Source organism: Paenibacillus sp. SZ31 (assembly GCF_012912005.1).
Lineage (GTDB): Bacteria > Bacillota > Bacilli > Paenibacillales > Paenibacillaceae > Paenibacillus.
In genome coordinates this window covers 81,681-102,190 of record NZ_JABBEA010000002.1, presented here as the reverse complement: position 1 = coordinate 102,190, position 20,510 = coordinate 81,681, and the positions used below count along the sequence as shown (strand labels likewise).

Below are 20,510 nucleotides of genomic sequence, written 5' to 3'. Positions count from 1 at the left end.
TAAACAGAAAAGGATGACCGTCTGATATTGTTCTATGGAATGGAAAGGGTGAACATTATGAGAAGAGACCATACTATTAAATTGATAGTCGATAGCACTGCAGATCTATCGAACCAATGGCTACAACAATACGATATTAGTGTTGTGCCACTTTATGTAATCATGGGGTCTCAAACTTACAAGGATAATATTGAGATAACTCCAGCCGAGCTATATCGTCGTTCCGAGGAAGAAGGGATCATCCCTAAAACCGCAGCTCCATCTCCTTCAGACTTTTATCAAACCTTTGAAGCAGAGATTCTCGCAGGTAAACAAATTCTATATATTAGCATGTCATCCAAAGTATCTTCTACCAATCAAAATGCGCATATTGCAGCTAAAGAGTTCCCTGCTGGACGGATTCATATCATTGACTCCATGCATTTATCAGCAAGTTATGCCATGTTAGTGTTTCGTGCTGCACGTGCAATTGAAATGGGGCAGTCTATCGAAGAGGTGCTGGCAGATATAGAACATGTGAGGGAGAAGGTCAAGATTGAAGTATTGGTAGACAGACTCGATTATCTGTATAAAGGAGGTCGCGTTAATAGTATGCAGCAGCTGATTGGTAACGTGCTCAGGGTGCGTCCCATATTAAATATCATCAATGGAGAGGTACGTTCCGTTCAAAAATATCGCGGCAAAATGGATAAGGCATTGGAAAGTATCATACAAAAGATTTCAACTCAAAAAAATCAGATTTGTCCCAATCTCTTGATCATTGCTCAAACGGTTGCGGAGAAAATGACAGATAAAGTTCGGACTAGCATACTTGAGCATGCTTACTTTAAAGAAGTGATAGTTATTGAGGGTGGGTGTGTAATAGGTTCACATACTGGTCCGAATACCATTGCGCTAAGCTACTTGAATGTCTAAGGGATCTGAAAAGGAGTATTGATCAATATGAAGACAAACATCTTAATCTCACAGGCCGATCCAAATTCTCTTGTTGGAGCAAAACTCAATTTAATGGCAGTTGGAAATATGGCACATTCAATTGTGGGGTCAAGTAAGCAAAGCGTTGCTGATGCGACATTCAGAATGCTATGGAAGTCTAAGAACAATCGATTTAGTCATGAATTTGCCTATGAGGCAAAAATGGGTGACAAATCGCTTGGAATGATTACGTGTCTACCCATTACCGATCTGGAACAATTGGCCTCCTCTACGGCGAAACAACTGTTTTCATACCGAAAACTGGGACTGATCACTTACAATCTGCTGCATCCAAGAGCCTTATTTACAACACTCACACTGAAGGAAGGATTCAAAGGAGAGTACCCTATTGCAACCCTTGCAGCTATGCCTGAAAGCAGAGGGATGGGAATAGGCTCCCAACTCATTCAACATGCAGAAGAGCAGGAGATTAAACAGGGTTATAACCTAAGTTCCCTTACAGTCAAAAAAGAGAATCATCTCGCTGCCAAACTATACGCCAAACTGGGCTATGAAATTACATCTGAAATAGAAAAACCTACCGTATCTTTGTATCGAATGGTCAAAAAGCTCATGTAAGAAGTAATCTCATGAATTCTTTAACGTAAATAAATCCAAATCCCACTTGCTTTAGTCCATTTTCTACACCTATTTTTAATAGTATATTGGGGTATATTAAGTGATTATTCACTTTGATGAAAGTGAGAGGAAGGTATAGGGGTGAGTATTTATTACGCTTCAAGCAAAGAGGATATCACAAAGGATGCACTCCAAGAGTTATTTCTTTCGGTAGAATGGGAGTCTGGGAAGTATCCCAACGAGCTTTTACAAGCAATCGCAGGGTCTCATTCAATTGTTACGGCTTGGGAAGAAGGAAAGCTTGTCGGTTTAATAAATGCTTTGTCAGATGGTGTTTTAACTGTATATTTTCATTATATGCTTATTAATCCGAGTTATCAGGGTATAGGTGTAGGTAAGGAACTGATGACTATTATGCTGGATAGATATCAAGGGTGCAAAACAAAAGTATTAATTTCTTATCCTCATGCAGTGGATTTCTATCATAAATTCGGCTTTGATACAGAGGATGGGGCTACACCCATGTTTATTTCAGAGTTGATATGATTGAACTAACGGGAAACTATAGTATAACGAAACGTAGAAGGCAGCCGATCAAAGTAATCGGCTGTCTTTGTTCAATTTAACTTTAATTAGTTTGTCACAGCCGAATGCCTCTATAAGGAGTCGAATAATCGGATCCCGCCAAACATATTCTGCACCACTCGTTTTTGTAGACCAGGAGGTTTGAGCCTAGAAAAAACAAACATAGTATTTAATAATTAAATTATTTTTCTGCATAATTTTTTTCTAGTTGCAAAAAATGAGTAAGGATAATAATTATAAACGCTCACTGACTAGAATTAAATAATCGGGAATAGCACATAAAAGGCTATTAGCTTAAAGGAGTGTTACAACAATGAAAGCAGTTGTGATTAATCAATATGGAAGCAAAGAAGAGTTAGTCGAGCAGGAAGTGAATAGACCAAGGGCAGAAGCCAATCAAGTGGTTGTAAAACTAGAGGCAACATCCATTAATCCAATCGATTGGAAATTAAGAGAGGGTTACTTAAAAGAAATGTTTGATTGGGAATTCCCTATTATCTTAGGTTGGGATTTAGCTGGAGTCATAAGTGAAATTGGTTCAAACGTTACGAAGTGGAACGTTGGGGACCGAGTATTCAGTCGTCCTGAAACAACTCGTTTCGGTACGTATGCTGAGTATACAGCAGTTGATGAGCACCTACTGGCAAAACTACCTGATTCAATCTCATATGAGGAAGCTGCAGCTGTACCTTTAGCTGGTTTAACAGCATGGCAGGCACTGTTTACTCATGGCGATTTGAAAGAAGGTGAAACTGTACTTATTCACGCTGGAGCTGGTGGTGTAGGTATTTATGCCATTCAATTAGCAAAGAATGCCGGTGCTCATGTTATTACAACAGCAAGTGAAAAAAATCATGAACTTCTTTATTCGTTAGGTGCAGACCAGGTCATTGATTACAAAAAGGAAAAATTTGAAGAAATTCTAAAAGATATAGATTTAGTCTTTGACACGATGGGTGGAGAAGTAGCTGAGAATAGCTATAAGGTGCTTAAGCCAAATACCGGAAAACTGATTACTATTGTTGGTGAACCCAATCATGATACCGCTAAGTCTCACAATGTATCAGCGAAGGGGATTTGGCTGCAGCCAGATGGTGATCAATTGCAGAGAATGGCAGAACTGATGGAAGAGAAAAAGATAAAGTCGATTGTAGGGGAAACATTCCCATTCAGTAGGCAGGGTATCTATGATGCACATGCTTTGAGTGAAACCCACCACGCTGTAGGTAAAATTGTCATTACATTTTAAATAAAGAGACTGGAGAGGAATATAGTCCCATTGAAGTCACTAATTCAGTGGCTTTTTTGTTTTATCCGATTGCCGATTAGTTGTATATCTAAGCGTATACCCGAACGATTGTTTTTTCAGGGCAGCGTACTACTTTCGTATGACTACAATTCCTATAATTTTGTCTACAATGTCTACTTAGAGAATGAGATGATCGCAACCGGGATTAAGGGATAAAAATTAATTAATATGGGGGAAAGTTAAGTGATAAAAAGATTGAAATTATCCATTGTATTTATGCTTGTAATGACGTTGTTTGTGGTTTCTGCTGCTCAGGCGGCTCCAGGCAGCCAAATAGATGAGATCTCTATTATTGTTAATGATAGTGTAGTCCAGAGTGACGTCAAACCCGTTGTCCATAAAGGAACCACACTTATTCCTTTAAGGGTCCTTGAAGAATCGCTCGGTGTGTCTCTTAACTGGAATAGTTCTACACAAACCATAACGGTTATTAAAGGAGATGCATTGGGTGTTCTAATTATTGGAAACCCAACTGCCAGCGTAAAAATCGGTGATGTAGAGGAGAAGGTCGCGCTCGATCAACCTGCTAAGATCATTCAGAACCGGGTTATGGTACCCGTACGTTTTATTGCGGAATTATTCGGAGCAAAAGTAGTATGGAATTTCACCATTAAAACCATCATCATCAGTACTTTTCCATCAGTTGTCGAAGAATCGCAGAATTCTACAGGCGATGGAGCCAAGGGAGATAAAGGCGATACCGGAGCGACTGGACCAGTTGGAGCACAAGGAGCTTCGGGGCCAGCAGGACCACAAGGCCACGTGGGACCGCAAGGAAATTCAGGGCCAGTAGGAGCACAAGGTCCAGCAGGCCCGGCGGGACCGCAGGGAGATCCAGGCCCAGCGGGGACTTCTTTTACCTCGGAAGGATTTTCTGTTACCGGTACGACATACTCAATCAATAGTAGCACGCTATTTTTGAATTGGAACGAGACGTCCCCATATTACGGAAGCCCTACATTTGATCCTGCAACAGGGATATTTACGGCACCGGACACTGGCAGATATACCATACATGCAACTGTAAATTATAAGATTGGCGCGCCAATCAATGTAAGCATGGGAAGAGACATTGATCCGGTTTTTACTGTAAAGAATAATGGCAATATTGATTTAATAAAAGGTTATATGCCTTTCCTTGACGTTAATATACCGTTAGTTTTAACTATGAGAACTGTACTAGGTAGTGCGACGGTGACGTTAACCGGTGATGTAGAGCTGCAGGCAGGTGATCAAGTCGGGTTATATTACGAAGCTGATGGTCTACCCATTGGATTCAGTACGGATATAGTATGGTCGATTCATCGGCTATCCTAATACAAGGTTGTTACATGAGGTGCAGTTGAACCTTAGGTAATAGAAATTCTTCTAACAAGTATAGAGTCGGGCCTTTCTCTGTAGGAGAATGTCTGGCTCTATTTTTTGGTCGCGGGTTTACAATAATAGAGCTGCAGAGCGGCTTTAGGGGAATAACCCCTTACAAAAAACTGTTCTCTCACGACCTCCAAAAACAATTTTATGTAAAGTAAAGGTATGAAATTTCGACACAAGTTCTTGTCCCAGCCGATCTTTAGCTTTATTTTGTATAGAATTTTTAAATCACTCTATGATTAGAGTCGATAGGGATAAATTATTAAGCAAGTGTCTCTACTTAAGGAAAAAATCTTAAATATCCTGTGGTCAATGGAAGCTCCATAAAAGGAATTACTCTATCTTGAACAGTGGGAATCCATACGTAATCTAGTACGTAAGGAGATGTTACAAACCGATCAGCACAAAGTAACCTTACCTGTAGAAAGTAGGAAGCTAACTATATTAATTCTAGGTCCATACATTGATACCGATGCTGCTAAAAAAAGGGCCGCAAGCGCGGCTCAAATAAATTAGAAATTAAGATGTAATAAAGGCTTTATATGATCAGCAGCAACACTAAACTGATCTGAAAATTCCTTGGAACTTTGGTACTCTATCGGCAAGTCATTCAGGAATAATTTGACCTGTTTGGCCACTTTTAAACGTACTTCAGAATCTGCACGATTACCTTTTAATTGATCCTTTACAAGATAACCATATTCATTTCTAAATATTAAAAAGTCATTGATAAGAACATTTAGTTCAGAGAAATTTTTAGCATTTTCTTGTAGAAGAGTTAATCGGTCATTCACTAAAATAATGGAAGTATACACATCAAACATTTGCTCAATTTCTCCATTAGACCCTACCTCACTGGTTTGAGATAGTGTATCATCTAATTTCTGTACTCTCGAAACAAAACCAGTATAATAATTCGAATTAACCTCAACTTCTTTCTTGCTCATTAAGTTTTCAACTAAAATATATGTTGAAGTAATAAGCAACAAAACGACAACGACTATGGTGATTTTAGAATATTTTTTCGTCATCATTAATTCAACAACCGGAGTTGAAGCATCAAATGATACTGGTTTTGAAGCAGTCCCACACCTGCAAATAAACTTAGGCTGGTGACGAGAACTACTAGTCCTCCCAATGAAATTACAACTTTCTTTTTCTGCAATTAAGTAAACCCCCATAATGTTTTTTGCTATGTATACAACATTAGCGATGTTAACACAAAAAAAGAGAATAGATCTATCTGTACAATTTTCCAATTGTACAGAGTATTATAACCATTGTTTTCTTCTCTCGATGGGTAAACCGACCTTTGAATTTGAAGGGGTGGTATTTTTTTCTCTTTTTAAATTGGCATATTAAACCATATAAAATGAGATGAATTACGAGGAAAATAGATAATGATAGACACATTTATCCATATTATTACGACTGAAAAGAGGATGGATCCTTCAAACGGATGGTGCTGGATTTCTTCCATATGTATCTGAAAAATCAAGGCGGAATCTTATTAAAAGGACCGGATAGCCGCTTTCCGGAGGTGAAGTTCGTAACCTCGCTATTATAAATTACGGAACAGGCCACCGATTTTGATATGCTTATCACTTACAACTAGCTCCATCTCCATCTAAGACCCTATCCCATAATGCGACATAAAGATAAATTGACTGAGAAACCTACTTTTTCTCCTTTTCTTGGCGGGAATGACCAAAACGTAGATTACAGTTATTCACATATTACTGTCAAAGTTAACGGTTATGCCGTATGTTGGTCCTCACTTAAGTGCTGGTAAAGACCTGATTAAATTTCAAATAGACAACTCCGGCGATGTTAAAGTCATTGAATTTAAACATATCAAGAATACCGTTTGCTCTCCAGCAAGCGGATATTTTAATTTCGCAATCAGGAAGACATATAATAAATCTCATTAGCTAGTAGTTAATTGTCTCATATATAACTGCACCACTTGCGCTGACACAGCCTCGATATCACTGTCTATTTCGTCCAATACGTAGGATTCAAGTACACCCATGGTTGCCATCCCCAAAAACTTCAAAAAAATACGCTTATCGATGATCGGAAGTGTGTCATCATTCAGCTTTTTATCAATCTCTCCCATAGTAAAGGCCAACAGCTTTTTGCGAAAGGATGAAGCACTGTCACTTTGAAATAAAGCAGCAAAGAATGATTTGTGAAGCTCAAAGTAAGAAAACCACATGAGTGAACCTTCAGTTATGCCGATTTCCTTTTTTTGATCACATATTTCTTGCAGTTGTGCGATATGGTCGTCCACCATTTGATCCAACAGATCGTATTTATCTAGATAATGCAGATAAAATGTTTTTCGACCTACATTGGCTTTCTCTGTCAGATGTTTAACTGTGATGTTATCAAACCCTTCCTGAATGATCATTTGCAAAAAATTAGATTGAATCGCTTGTCTGGACTTTACGATTCTGCGGTCTATTTTATCCATAGCGTCGTCCTCCTGTACATTTCTACACAATGTATGTGGTGTGTGTATTAACACACATGTGAGGTGATGTGGTTATTGAATCTAATGCTTGATTATTTTAACCTTAATATACACAAGGCGAATAATACGCACAAGTGTCATAAATAGAAAAGGTGGTTTTATAGATGATAGTCATCCAAAAGAACGTTAATTTCCTAGCGCAGGGTCTGGCTTTAGCTGCAATTCTCCGAATACCTGAGCAGGCTGAAGAAAAGAAAGGTAATCCGGCTATTGTCTGTGTTCATCCGGGTAGTAGCTGCAAAGAGCAAACAGCAGGCATCTATGCAGAGAAACTTGCCGAGTTGGGCTATGTGACGATTGTATTTGATGCATCGTATCAGGGAGAAAGTGAAGGCGAGCCTCGTCATGCCGAATACCCGTCCGCTCGTGTGGAAGATATTCGCTCTGCTGTGGATTACCTGACTACTCTGGAATATGTCGATGAGCATCGGATTGGTGTACTGGGGGTATGTGCTGGAGGCGGATATGCTGTACATGCTGCAATGACGGAACGACGCATCCAGGCAGTGGCTGCAGTTTCCGTTGCGAACATAGGTCGCGGATATCGTGAAAACGATCCAATTGGAATGTTGGAGCAGGTTGCTCAGCAACGTACGGCTGAGGCACGCGGGGCAGAACCTCTGACTAACCCATGGATTCCTGGAAGCCACGGAGAAAGAGAAGCAGCAGGAATGAATGAACTTGATATTAAACAAGCAGTGGATTACTACCGCACATCTAGAGGTCAGCATCCGAACTCACCTAACCGTTTGAAATTTACAAGTGTAGATTCCATTATTGCCTTTGACGCGTTTCATCTGGCAGACTCTTTGTTAACCCAACCTTTGCAGATCATTGTCGGTAGTATACGGGGAGCGTTTGGTTCTTACCATGATGGTCATGATTTGTATCAACGTGCAGCCTCGGAACATAAAGATCTGTTTATTGTAGAAGGAGCCAGTCATTATGACTTGTACGATAAGACTGAGCCAGTGAAGGAAGCTGTTGACAGATTGGACGCTTTCTATAAAAAGTATCTTTAATGCGCTTTACGGACAACCCTCAGACAATAGACTATGATTTCTTAGCGCATGAATGTAAGAGACTATACTGATCTCTCTAAGAGGCACTCCGTCATCATTCATGGGAATAGATTTGTCTAAGAAAAGAAAATCCAATTCAATACCAAGATAAAATACAAGTTACAGGCGACCTGAGCTCCGAACAATTCGGAATTTGAGCCGCCTGAAACTTGTTTGCTTTAATGTACATTTATTGACTTAGCGAGAGTATCTTCATAATCAAGCTCAATCTTCATGACGTCTGCGGGGGGGGGAGCGGGTGAGAAACTATTTGACTCCAATGTTAAGACATGGTCTTACGAAGATGTGGCCTTGTCTGAAAAGGAAGATCAATATCCGGTTTTATTCTATTCTCATGGTGCAGGCGCTTACCCGCAGCAAGGCACGTTGTACTGTCAAGAGCTGGCTAGCTCCGGCTATATTGTCGTATCCATTGGCCACGCGGAAAGTGGTATGTATAAAAATTCCCCAGAATATTTTTTTATCTGAGATGTATAATTAGTAGCCAAAGGGATGTTGTAGAATGACATAAAGATAGGGCTTTGTTGTCGAGGGACAAGAACATATTCCCATTGAAGTCGCTATTTTAGCGGCTTTTTTATTTTATCGGTATAAGTTCTTGTCCCAAGCTAAGGACAAGAACTTATACCGATTACCGAAATGGACAAGAACATAGACCGATTGCCGATTAGGTGTATATCTAAATAATCAGCATATGCACTTGTTTGGGAACAACTATAAGAATAATGTTACATTAATTAAATCCAAACTCCCGAGTTAGCTGTCTATATAACAGGAGGTGAACGACAATGATCGATGCACAGCAACAAATCAACGCCGCACAAAACGGAGATCACGATGCCTTCGTATCTCTTATAAAGGATCGAACGGATAAGCTGCACCGAGTGGCTCGCCATTATGTACGGGAGTCCAAAGATGCGGAGGATATCGTTCAGGATGCCCTAGTTAAGGCTTATGAGTCACTGCAAACGCTGCAGCAAGCCGAAGCGTTTGAGAGCTGGCTTACCAGAATTGTGGTGAACCGGGCGCTCAATCATTTGGAGAAATCCAAGCGTGTTCACCTGAGCGAAGACCCGCAGGCGCAAGAGCCATTGGTCGTTAATGATATCGATCAAACCCTGGATCTGGAGCGTGCATTGGCCAGTCTGAATCCGAAGCTGCGTCAGCTCCTATTCTTAAAATATAAGAAGGACCTGACCCAGCAGCAAATCGCCCATCTCCTGGATATGCCATTAGGTACTGTAAAAACACAATTACGGAAGGGGCTGGAACATTTGCGCAACGAAATGGCTCAAGATTTTCTCGAACGAGACCTGGATACATTACGCCTGCAGTTAAGACAACAGGCAGAGCACCAGTTTGCCGTTTCACCGGATTATGATCTGATCGTCAATGATTATCAAGAGAACACCATGAGGGGAACAGGGAAGGGAGAAGCGGGATTCTTATGGGTTAAAACGGGGAGTGATGACGCCGTTTCTGCCACGCTCTCCAGGGACGGCAACTTGCTAGACTATGCCATTTCCTGGGCCTCATTGGACAACGAGACACGGATATCTGAGGAAGAGCTCAAACAGCAGGCAGAGCAATTCCTGGAAGATCATTATCCCGGCGCACTGCGTGATTTTCCGTATTGTGAGATGGAGTGGATGGAAGGGATGTTTGGGTACACACGACAGCAGAAGGCGATGGGGCTGCCGCTTCCTGAGACGGGATGCCTGATTATGGTTCACCCCAGCGGTCGAGTGGTCGCATTTAGGTACTACGGAACCGTTCCAGGGCCAGCACTCCCAACCATGATCACACCAGAAGAGGAACAGATGGCGTGTATGAAGGCGAATTTTTTGCTACATGTGGAATATTGCGTGTTGGACAAAGCCGTGTACACGGATGGTGACGATCAGGTCCATCTTGTTTACGCTCCCCGAAGTAGAGGACTAATCTATACTGCATCATCACAGGAGGAAGTTCCGACAGCCTATAGGGCAGAAGCTGTCCCCTCTGACCCAAGAACTCTGGACGAGTGGCCAGGTGAGTTCCCGCCCGCACGAAGCCTAGAAGAGTGGATTAGCGTAGACAACGACCAATTTCAGTTAGTACAAGACGAAAATATTAGCTCGAACACCAAGTTGATGGTGTGGAAGCAACAGAATGAAGAGCGTCCAGCCAAGAATGACCGGTCTTGGAAGGCCTATTGGGCTGATCAGATGGAGGGAACGGTCAAGGCGCGAGTAGACAGCCAAACCGGACAACTGATTGACTTTGTTTCGCATGGTAAGCCAGATCAACTAGCTCCATTAACCTGGGATCGAGACGCATGTATAGAAGTATCTATGGACTATGTCCGAGGACTAGCAGCCGAAATGTTGCCGTATCTCAAGCTTCTAACTGAAGAGACTGACGACGAAGATCGTTTGGAAATCATTCGCTTTGGTGTATATGTTCAAGACGTATCTGTCAGGGATGAATGCTATCAACTAGTTGTTGACCGCTCTAATGGGAGGGTCAAAAGTTTGATGTCCCCCTCCATAAGGCCAGAACAGTTAAAGAAGCTGGAGACCGTGCCTTCATTTGATTACCAGACAGCCATCCTCCGATGGACGGCACAGGCCAAGCTGCGTCTGCAATGGGAACGGATGCACAATGCTAGGGCGGAAGAGGCCCCGTACGAACTAGTGTATCGAATGATTGGTAGCGAGCACGAGCGGACGCCCGAAGTACTTGATGCGCATACGGGGAAGTTATACGAAAATACGTTTTACTGACAAACAAAAACATCTAGCCCGAAACTAAGGGGTGGAAGGCATTCAAAAGCCTGCGGACGTAGAACAGCATTTTAAAAATAGACGTTTAACACAATGTTCTATAGAAAAACTTGTTGAGAAATATGCAACAGCCTTTGGAAAGCCGGCTTTGACGGTTCATTCTTCTTTGAGGCATTCATTTTCCATTATTTAGACAAAGGGCATAAATTCATGAATTTGGAGGATGCGAGAGTCGATCAAACCGGCATATTAATTGTGACCATTGAATTTTAAAAACGCCGAACTCGGAATATGAGTTCGGCGTTTTAGATAGATTATACGACGGAGGGGTGGGAGTTAAAACTACAAACTCATGTCGAGGGACAAGAACTTGTACCGATTACCGTAATGGACAAGAACATCGTCCGATTTCCGATTAGATGTGTACTTAAATAAAAAGTACATAAGCCCTCATTAGTACCAAATAATTTTATATAAGAACATTCACATTAAAATATATTACTTATGTAACATTTCTCAAAGAAAGACTCCTAAATTATAGTCTTTCTTTTTTGTCTCAAACTCTCAATAAAAACAGGTAGTTATCTCGATAAACTTAATGGAGCGAGTAAATGAAATAATAATTGCTTCTCGATCGTGTATGCGATATATTGCATATAAGAATAATTGTAATGAGGATGAAAAAAATGCCAATTCCTAAAGATTTTTCCTTACCAGTCCGTATGTCCGCAAAAGAAAGAGCGTTTTCTCAGATTCAGCGATGGATCATTGATGGAACACTGCAACCCGGTGAAAAGCTTATTGATGCGGAAATGGCTGAATCGCTTGGAGTCAGCCGGACACCGATTCGGGAGGCATTTCAGTTACTCGAAGTTCAAGGCCTCGTGTCCATGCATCCAGGAAAAGAAACAAAAGTAACGAATATTGAGAAAAACGATATTTTTAAGATGTATTCAACGATGGCTGCTCTTCAGGCCTTAGCTGCTGAAATCACCGCCCAAACTATTGTTCCAGAACAGATCGAGAAACTAAGATCCATAAATTTGGAATTCGCAAGTTCTATTAAAAATGGACAAGTTTATCAGGCTATGGAGGTGGATGAGCAATTTCATAATTATATTGTGGAGCTCTCAGATAATCCTTATGTAGCTACATTTAATACATCTCTTCAGATTCACATTAGGCGATTTAAATACGTATTTTTAAAACAACCTATTACGGCTACACTAGCTTCAGTTGAAGAACATGATCAGATTATTAAAGCTTTTGAAGGCAAAAATAGCAACGATGCCCATAATTTAATGAAACAAAATTTTATTCGACCGATGCAGGAACTGAACGAAATACTTTGAAATGAGGGAAGAAACATGGAAAATAAAAAAGATCTTCGCATTCGAAGCAAGGTAATCAGTGAAGGTGCTAACCGGGTACCGAACAGAGCGATGCTGCGTGCAGTTGGATTTCAAGATGAGGATTTTAAAAAGCCAATGATCGGAATAGCAAGTACGTGGAGTGAAGTAACACCGTGTAATATGCACATCAATGATTTAGCGGTGCAAGCTAAGCGGGGCGCACGTAATAACGGCGGTGCTCCACTAATTTTTAATACGATTACCGTTTCTGATGGGATCTCGATGGGGCATGGCGGGATGTTGTTCTCGCTACCAAGTCGGGAAGCTATAGCTGATTCGATTGAAATTGTGACCGGAGCCGAGCGTTTTGACGGCGTTGTTGCAATCGGTGGGTGTGACAAGAATACGCCTGCATGTTTGATGGCTATTGGACGGATGAATATTCCTTCTGTTTATGTATATGGAGGAACCATTCAACCTGGTAATCTCGACGGTAAAAAAGTGGATATCGTTTCAGCTTTTGAAGCCGTTGGGCAATATCAAGATGGAAAAATAACAGACGAACAATTGCATAAGGTCGAATGCAGTGTTTGTCCAGGTCCAGGGGCTTGTGGGGGGATGTATACCGCTAATACGATGGCCGCAGCTGCAGAAGCAATGGGTATGTGTTTGCCTGGTTCTTCTTCGACATCAGCTATCTCAGCGGATAAAGCATTGGAATGCGAAGCAGCCGGTAAGCAGGTCATCTCACTTCTTGAACAGGAAATCTACCCAAGAGACATTATGACGAAGAAAGCATTTGAGAATGCGATCACCGTTGTTATGGCTCTAGGGGGATCAACCAACGCATTTCTCCATCTGCTAGCTATTGCGCACTCCGTAGAAGTGGATTTAACCTTGGATGATTTTGAACGAATTCGCTTGCGTGTTCCTCATTTGGCAGATCTGAAGCCAAGTGGTCAGTATGTCATGCAGGATTTGAATGATATTGGTGGTGTTTCCGGGGTAATGAAGCTATTGCTCGCTGAGGGATTACTTCATGGGGATTGCCTCACCGTAACTGGTAAAACGTTGGCGGAGAATTTAGCGGAAGCTGCTCCACTACAGAATGATCAAGAGATTATACGTCCACTCAATAATCCGCTTAAACCAAATGGACCACTGGTTGTGCTTCGAGGAAACCTAGCTCCTGAAGGCGCTGTTGCCAAAATGTCAGGCATGAAGATACAACAGTTTTCCGGGCCGACAAAGGTGTACGATAGCGAAGATGAAGCGACAGAAGCGATCATGAATGATGAAATTCAAGAAGGGGACGTATTGGTCATACGCTATTGTGGACCGAAGGGTGGACCAGGTATGCCTGAGATGCTTTCCGTTACAGCACTCATTGTAGGGAAAGGTCTCGGTGGGAAAGTTGCTCTCATAACAGATGGTAGGTTCTCGGGTGGCTCGCATGGATTTGTAGTCGGCCATGTATCCCCTGAGGCACAAGTAGGTGGACCGATCTCATTGCTTAGAAATGGGGACATTATTACCATTGATAGCGACATTCAGGAGATGAAGGTTGAGTTATCAGAAGAAGAGCTAGCTGCTCGAGCACAAGCTTGGGTACAACCGCCACTGAAAGTGAAATCCGGGGTACTTGCCAAATATGCTAAATTAGTTTCCTCTGCTTCAAGAGGTGCAGTAACAGATTTGATGGAATAGACAATTAAACATTGATGCTACATATAAAATGGGAGGGGAGAAGCTACTACAACGAATGCATGAAGCGCGCTAAACAAAAAAACGCCAGCTTTAGAGATCAAGAATGTCGCAAGAAAAAGATGAAGAATTTAGTTTCATCATTTGAAAATGAAGTGCACCCCCTAGAATAGACATTGGAAAAACCCCTGAGTTTAGCCGATGAAATTCTAGGGGGTGTATTTTTGCCGGCTAGTGCAGGAATGTTTGGATGGTCTAAATCTCGAATGAGTAAATATTGCCAATGCAATACATATGTACAAAATACGAGTTTTGTGAAACAGTAGTAATGATTTAAAAGCTGCACCGGGATTTTTACCCCTGTACAGCTACTTCTTTAGAATCTCCGACTTAATCCCAGACTACTTCTGTTCCTGCTATAAAGTCGTGAATCGCACGTCGATCTTCACGCAGACCGACCATAAACGCACTCACGATAACTCCGATACCCAAAGTTATTACATACACAAGTCCAGCTACAACAACTCGCATCAGCATCGTACCAATTTTTGGCGGTTCGTGTGTATCGTATTGGCGGATTCGAATTCCACATATACGTTTGCCTATGGTTCGACCATACCAGTAAACTGGTAATAAAATTGAGTATAACGCACTAAGCAGTTTGGCAATCGGCTCATCCGTATCAAAGTTGCCCGTCAGCACACCTGCAATAATCACTAACGGAATTGAAATAATAAGACTATCCAATACACCTGCTCCTAATCTAATCCAAAAACCTGCTTTATACAAAATGCTTTCCTCCAAACTACAATTTTAAACTAAACGGCTAATTTACTTCATGAACTCCCTTCATTAAAATATCTAACTTTATGTACACAACCCAAATAGTATAACAGAAAATTTTACCTTTTTACGATAAAACTCCTATTTCATTTTAATTGCATTCTTTGTGAATTTTATAACAAACTATCGAATTACTTACATAATCCTTTCTAAATATTGTATTTGGCCTCTGAGCCCCCAATGAAAACACCATAATAATTATGTAAACCAAGAAGGCTACTCAACATTTGTTAAGTAGCCTTCTGTTCTTTCTGCATTTGCCCTCTTCGCCAAATCTTATTCTCCATGATGGCATAGACTACACCGGCGATGGCAAATATCCATATCGATGTTATTCGATTCAGATCGTATCCATTCACGAAATATGGACTGTACATTTGATCGAAAACCCATAGGCCTCCACATCCAAACCCAACCATATAGATGAAAGTTCTCACCATAGGAAAGCGTACATATTTCCGCAACAGCCATGCGATCGGACTAAGAATAACAATAAAAAAAGCGAGTAAATAGTGACCGAAGCCCAGAATGAGCGATAAAATATATATTACTCCCCCTGCATTACGTAAGCCGTAATACTCTGTCGTTGTAATTTGGTACCCTTCAATCCTTTCAAGAACGAGATATGCCGTTAAGCTTATCCCTATAAATATAAGTCCTAATACCATGTACCGTTGAACCGTGTTCACCAACATTAGATCACCCCAATGTCTAAACGCAGCTCGAACCGCTCAAGTTACATGATTTCGAACAAACTACACAATTACACATAGGCCGCCATTAGGTTCTATTAAATGTTAAAGTTAATCCATCGTAAATTGCTATAATTCAACGACTACTTCTGTTCTTCCAGAATCATTGTACCCAGGCGGTCCATAAGTTCCATTCTTCCCATGGCTGTGTACGAGTAGTTGTAATTATCGACATTAGAGATTTTATAGATCTTTTCATTCTTCACGGCGTTCATGTTATTCCACACCTTGCTATCGACCATTTTATTCTCACTATTCTCCATCAATAGCAGACGATCCGGATTAACAGTAACTAGAGCCTCTAGAGCGATCTCTTTGCCTCCCCAACCCTCAGGATCAGGGATACCGTCTGTACGCTTCAGGCCCCATTCACTATATAACATCTCAGCTGCACCTTTATTGGAATAGATGACCAGATTGTTTGGATATGTCTCAATTACGGCAAAGGATTCACCATTTACAGCCGCCTCCAGCTTTTGTTTCCACTCTGCAGATTTCGCATCATACTTGGCCAGATATTCATCTTTCTTGCTTTCTTCTCCAAACGTATATGCCAGGAATGTCAGGCGCTCTCTCCAATCATAGTAGGAATAAGGCAATGCAATCGTAGGCGCAATTTTGGATAAGGTTTCATACTGATCCGTGTTAAAATCCTTTCCCAGAATAATCAGGTCCGGATTAGCACCCGCTATAGCTTCAATGCTGAACGGGAAACCATACCAGCCCAGATTAACGGTATCTGCACTCAGTTGATCCTTAATGGTTGGTGTAAGTTCCTCCGGGTTACCGTAATCTGCGCTCATCGTGGCCACAGGTGTTTTCCCAATGATCAGTAGTTCTTCTGTAGAGCCGGATAGATCAACAATGCGCTCTGGATTCAAAGGGATCGTAATCTCTTCTCCATTCGGGTTGGTAATCAATTTGGTCGTCGCTTGTGTGGTTGCCTCTGAGGAGCTGGCCAATTCATTGGTGGTCTGGGTCGTTCCACAAGCCGCCAAGGTGAGCATACAGCATAGTGCAATCCATACAGGAATTCGTTTAAACATCGTTGTCATTCTCCTTTTATGTCAGTTCAATAGCCACATTAGGCTTATCCGTTTACTTTTACCTGCCAGCCTTCTGCATCCTGTTGTAATTGCCACAACCGAGCGTAGATGCCTGAGTGATCTAACAATTGCGCATGAGTTCCTTGCTCTACGAGCTGACCTTGGTCCAATACAAGGATCTGATCGGCATTTTGAATGGTCTTTAATCGGTGTGCAATCAAAATAACCGTCTTGTCCGCGACTAGCTCATTAATCGCTTGCTGTACCGCGGCTTCGTTCTCCGGATCAAGTGAGGCGGTGGCTTCGTCAAGCAATACGATCGATGCATTTTTCAACAAAGCACGTGCAATGGAAATACGCTGCTTCTCCCCACCAGATAACGTCGATCCACCCTCGCCAACGAGCGTATCGTACCCTTGAGGCAGACTGGAGATAAACTCATGACAACAAGCTCTGCGTGCCGCCTCTTCAATCTCGAATTGCGTAGCGTCTTTCTTTCCTACACGGATGTTGTTGCCGATCGTATCCTGGAACAGATACACGTCCTGGAAGACCACTGAGATATCCTGTAACAGCTTCTCCGGGTCCATCTGATCAACGGGTCTGCCACCAATGCGAATAGTTCCTTGCTGTACGTCCCAGAAGCGGGCAATGAGACGTGTGACTGTACTCTTACCACTACCGGATGGGCCAACCAGCGCTGTAATGGTATGCGGCTCAATCGTAAAGGACAAGTCTTTCAAGACCGGCTGCCACTCATCATATCCAAAGGTCACTTGGTCAAATGAAATCGCCTGATTGGGCTGTACATCTCCCGTTCCTGCCATCGGGGCCTCCTGTTGCACATCCATAATGCGTCTTGCACTATATGCAGAGTACCGCATCTCCCCATAACTCATCAGTACAACCGTCAATGGTTCGAATACCTTCGTACCTACCAGCAAAAATAACAGAAATACCGGTAATGACAACTCACCGCCTGCAAGCAAATAACTGCCCACCAGAATCATCCATGTCATCCCTGATCGTGCAAGCAACATCGCGCCCATGATCATCGGTCCCATGATGCCTTCCAACCGAATGGAAGCGGATTTCAATTCGTCAAAAGAACGACGCAGCCGTTCAAAACGTTTGCCCCCCATATTGTGGGCCTTAATCTCACGAATACCGCTCAGATACTCCTGCAGCCGACTGGCGGCTTCGTTTTTGGCTCGAACATGGTTCTCACTCAGTCGTGCCTGAATGGAATCCGTAAGCCATAACAGAGTCACACCTAAGGGAACCGCAATAAACATGGCTACGGCCATTCTCCAATCCACCAACAGTAGTCCGCCAAAAGCGAGCACAGGAAGCACAATCGCACTGATCAGCTGTGACAGATTGTGAGAGATCGTATGCTCAACCTGACCATAATCACTCAGGATCAGATTCGTCAGATCGCCAGGATCACGTTTTCCGAAAAATCCTAACGACAGATGGCGAATATGTTCCGCCAACTTCAACCTTCCTGAGGCCGCAAGGCTGTATGCTGCCCGATAGGTCTTATCATAGAGCGAAGCATAAGCCGCATACTCCACCAGAAGCCAGGCAAACAGGATACAGCATACAATCCACATTCGGTTGATATCCAGTCCTTTGTCCGGTTCAGCGAATGACTTATAAATCGTATTAAATATATCCACAAGCAGCGCCGCAGGAACAATCTTCGCAATCCCGTCCAGAATCGCTGCAATTACCGAAGGAAGCAGACTACGAGGGTTGCCGCCAGATATATTGTATAAATAATTCTTCATCGTCCTGCACCTCCAAGCTTCCAGGAAGCCGCACTGATATGGGCCTGCCACATGTGCTCATACACGCCGCCTAATGCACGCAATTGATCATGTGTCCCACGCTCGGCAATCGTTCCCTTGCGGATCACGAGTATATGCTCGGCTGCACGAATCGTTGTTAGACGATGAGCAATAATCAGTACTGTTTTGCCTTGAACCAATTGGGCTAGACCTTGCTGGATCTTGTGTTCATTCTCTGCATCTGCGTAGGCCGTCGCTTCATCCAGGACCAGAATGGGAGCATTTTTAAGCAGTGCTCGTGCAATTGCAATTCGCTGTGCTTCACCACCAGATAGATACGTACCGCCTTCTCCAATTTTGGTGTCATATCCGGCATCCAGTTTGTCGATAAACTCATGACAGCAAGCAGTTTGAGCCGCAGCTATAACGTCCTGTCGTGAAGCTGATGTATTGCCCATCCGAATATTTTCTTCAATCGTATCGTAGAACAGATGTACATCCTGAAATACAAAGGACACGGTATCCATCAGTTTCTCCGTCCCCATCTCCTGGATCGGAATTCCACCAATCGTAATCTCACCTTCCTGTACATCCCAGAAACGAAGCAATAGATTAGCAATGGTCGACTTTCCTCCACCCGAAGGTCCGACAAGCGCGGTCATCTCTCCTGCTTTGGCTACAAAATCAATCTGTTCAAGTACGGGTTTATATGCTTCGCTCTCCTTACGCTCATAAGCAAAAGATACCTGCCGAAAGGCAACCTCATATGTATCCGGAACTTTAGGCAACTCAGGTTCTTGTACAACCGGCTCAGCAAACACCGATTCAATCCGTTTCTGTCCTTCCACAATCTCTCGCATCCCACTACCCAGATACATTAACTTCAATAACGGAGCAGATAGACTCGGGGTAATGATCAGAAACAGAATAAACGTGATCGCAAACGACTGATTCCCCGCATTTCCACTCGACAGCAGAATACCCACCGGAACGATGAAGGTAAATAACGAGATCATGATTACAAAAAACAGCCCGTAAGATGTTTTACATAAATCTGTTATTTTCAACGAAATATCCCGATATCGCGTCACCGCTTGTTTAAACGTCAGAAATGAATCAGCTGTAATGCCAAATACTTTGACCGCAGGCATACCTCTCACGTATTCAACACCCGTCGCATTCATTTCTTCAATAGCAAGCTGGAAATCACGATAAGCCTGACGGCCGCCTTCGCTGCGGAAGATACGACTTTGCAGCCAGAACCCGATTCCGATCGGAACCAACAGCGCCAGCGCCATCCGATAATCGAGCCAGAACAAGTAACCCAGCAGCATTAACGGAATAACGATCGCACTCACCAGATCCGGCAACTGATGGGCGATAAATTTCTCGATTTTCTCCACACTGACTTCGATGATCTTCTTCAGCTCACCGGTTGCCGTTCGGGTGTGATACCCCATGGGTACTTTGGCAACATGCTCCGCAAGTCTCACTCTGAGCTGGTACAAAATGTTGAACGCAGCGATGTGTGAGCACATCCCCCCGATATAGAGCGCAATGAGCCCTGCAATCAGGGCTACGAATGCGACAATCCCCCAATAGATCAACAGATCTCTGTCCATGGCAGATGGTTGGCCCGCATGAGTTAGCAGTTCCTCGACGATCTTGTACACCCCGATAAAAGGAACAATCTGCAATAGACTCGACAGGGTCGAGAAGATACTTGCTGTGATCAGCAGACCTTTACGCTCCTTCGTTACTTGCATTAGTCCGGACACTTCAGATGTGTTGTTCATCTCACCCCTCCTGATATTAATA

At 42.6% G+C, this 20,510-nt stretch carries 18 protein-coding genes and 1 pseudogene; 12 read left to right on the top strand and 7 right to left on the bottom strand.

The features are described from left to right. Positions 1-57 precede the first annotated feature (57 nt). The 5 genes from HF638_RS05165 to HF638_RS28750 all read left to right on the top strand — a co-directional run bounded on the left by HF638_RS05165 (position 58) and on the right by HF638_RS28750 (position 4,765). A complete protein-coding gene (locus HF638_RS05165; protein WP_169479230.1) occupies positions 58-915 on the top strand; it encodes a DegV family protein in 858 nt (285 codons plus the stop codon). A 27-nt stretch (positions 916-942) separates the two neighbouring features. Next, a complete protein-coding gene (locus tag HF638_RS05160; protein ID WP_169479229.1) occupies positions 943-1,554 on the top strand; it encodes a GNAT family N-acetyltransferase in 612 nt (203 codons plus the stop codon). A gap of 141 nt (positions 1,555-1,695) precedes the next feature. Further along, positions 1,696-2,100, top strand: coding sequence for a GNAT family N-acetyltransferase (locus tag HF638_RS05155; RefSeq protein ID WP_169479228.1), 405 nt, complete (start codon positions 1,696-1,698; stop codon positions 2,098-2,100). Positions 2,101-2,452: 352 nt separating this feature from the next. Further along, positions 2,453-3,388, top strand: a complete 936-nt coding sequence (locus HF638_RS05150; RefSeq protein ID WP_169479227.1) for an NADP-dependent oxidoreductase — start codon at positions 2,453-2,455, stop codon at positions 3,386-3,388. A 243-nt stretch (positions 3,389-3,631) separates the two neighbouring features. Next, positions 3,632-4,765 carry a stalk domain-containing protein gene (locus HF638_RS28750; protein WP_169479226.1) on the top strand — a complete coding sequence of 378 codons (1,134 nt, stop codon included), beginning with the start codon at positions 3,632-3,634 and terminating at the stop codon, positions 4,763-4,765. Between the two features lie 566 nt (positions 4,766-5,331). Here HF638_RS28750 and HF638_RS05140 read toward each other — a convergent pair. Continuing rightward, positions 5,332-6,000 carry a hypothetical protein gene (locus HF638_RS05140; protein WP_169479225.1) on the bottom strand — a complete coding sequence of 223 codons (669 nt, stop codon included), beginning with the start codon at positions 5,998-6,000 and terminating at the stop codon, positions 5,332-5,334. A 576-nt stretch (positions 6,001-6,576) separates the two neighbouring features. Between HF638_RS05140 and HF638_RS28980 the strand changes: the two genes are divergently transcribed. Then, on the top strand, positions 6,577-6,750 hold the full coding sequence (locus tag HF638_RS28980; RefSeq protein ID WP_169479224.1) for a DUF3888 domain-containing protein: 174 nt from the start codon (positions 6,577-6,579) through the stop codon (positions 6,748-6,750). On the opposite strand, the gene HF638_RS05130 is transcribed toward HF638_RS28980, so the two are convergent. Continuing rightward, a complete protein-coding gene (locus HF638_RS05130; protein ID WP_169479223.1) occupies positions 6,747-7,295 on the bottom strand; it encodes a TetR/AcrR family transcriptional regulator in 549 nt (182 codons plus the stop codon). The two genes, HF638_RS28980 and HF638_RS05130, sit on opposite strands and share 4 nt — an antisense overlap. Positions 7,296-7,459: 164 nt before the next feature. On the opposite strand from HF638_RS05130, the gene HF638_RS05125 reads away from it, so the two are divergent. From HF638_RS05125 to ilvD, 6 genes and pseudogenes are all read left to right on the top strand, one after another. After that, positions 7,460-8,377, top strand: coding sequence for an alpha/beta hydrolase (locus HF638_RS05125; RefSeq protein ID WP_169479222.1), 918 nt, complete (start codon positions 7,460-7,462; stop codon positions 8,375-8,377). A gap of 273 nt (positions 8,378-8,650) precedes the next feature. Further along, complete coding sequence (locus HF638_RS28975) at positions 8,651-8,905, top strand: alpha/beta hydrolase (RefSeq protein ID WP_169479221.1); 255 nt, start codon at positions 8,651-8,653, stop codon at positions 8,903-8,905. Between the two features lie 320 nt (positions 8,906-9,225). Next, positions 9,226-11,202: a sigma-70 family RNA polymerase sigma factor gene (locus HF638_RS05115; RefSeq protein ID WP_169479220.1), complete on the top strand. Its 1,977-nt coding sequence runs from the start codon at positions 9,226-9,228 to the stop codon at positions 11,200-11,202. 73 nt (positions 11,203-11,275) lie between these two features. Continuing rightward, a pseudogene (locus HF638_RS28495) lies at positions 11,276-11,386 on the top strand (tyrosine recombinase XerS); the annotation flags it as partial. Positions 11,387-11,888: 502 nt separating this feature from the next. Next, entirely contained in the window at positions 11,889-12,554 is a 666-nt protein-coding gene (locus HF638_RS05110) for a GntR family transcriptional regulator (RefSeq protein WP_100527506.1), read from the top strand. 15 nt (positions 12,555-12,569) lie between these two features. Continuing rightward, complete coding sequence (ilvD, locus tag HF638_RS05105; RefSeq protein WP_169479219.1) at positions 12,570-14,261, top strand: dihydroxy-acid dehydratase; 1,692 nt, start codon at positions 12,570-12,572, stop codon at positions 14,259-14,261. Positions 14,262-14,648: 387 nt separating this feature from the next. Here ilvD and HF638_RS05100 read toward each other — a convergent pair whose 3' ends face one another. From HF638_RS05100 to HF638_RS05080, 5 genes are all read right to left on the bottom strand, one after another. Continuing rightward, complete coding sequence (locus HF638_RS05100; protein ID WP_211175515.1) at positions 14,649-15,047, bottom strand: RDD family protein; 399 nt, start codon at positions 15,045-15,047, stop codon at positions 14,649-14,651. Between the two features lie 284 nt (positions 15,048-15,331). Continuing rightward, positions 15,332-15,796, bottom strand: coding sequence for a hypothetical protein (locus HF638_RS05095; RefSeq protein ID WP_169479218.1), 465 nt, complete (start codon positions 15,794-15,796; stop codon positions 15,332-15,334). A gap of 140 nt (positions 15,797-15,936) precedes the next feature. Beyond that, positions 15,937-16,899: an ABC transporter substrate-binding protein gene (locus tag HF638_RS05090; RefSeq protein ID WP_248278039.1), complete on the bottom strand. Its 963-nt coding sequence runs from the start codon at positions 16,897-16,899 to the stop codon at positions 15,937-15,939. Between the two features lie 44 nt (positions 16,900-16,943). Continuing rightward, positions 16,944-18,692: an ABC transporter ATP-binding protein gene (locus HF638_RS05085; protein WP_169479217.1), complete on the bottom strand. Its 1,749-nt coding sequence runs from the start codon at positions 18,690-18,692 to the stop codon at positions 16,944-16,946. Next, on the bottom strand, positions 18,689-20,488 hold the full coding sequence (locus HF638_RS05080; RefSeq protein WP_169479216.1) for an ABC transporter ATP-binding protein: 1,800 nt from the start codon (positions 20,486-20,488) through the stop codon (positions 18,689-18,691). The genes HF638_RS05085 and HF638_RS05080 overlap by 4 nt, the downstream gene beginning before the upstream one ends. Between the last annotated feature and the right edge of the window lie 22 nt (positions 20,489-20,510).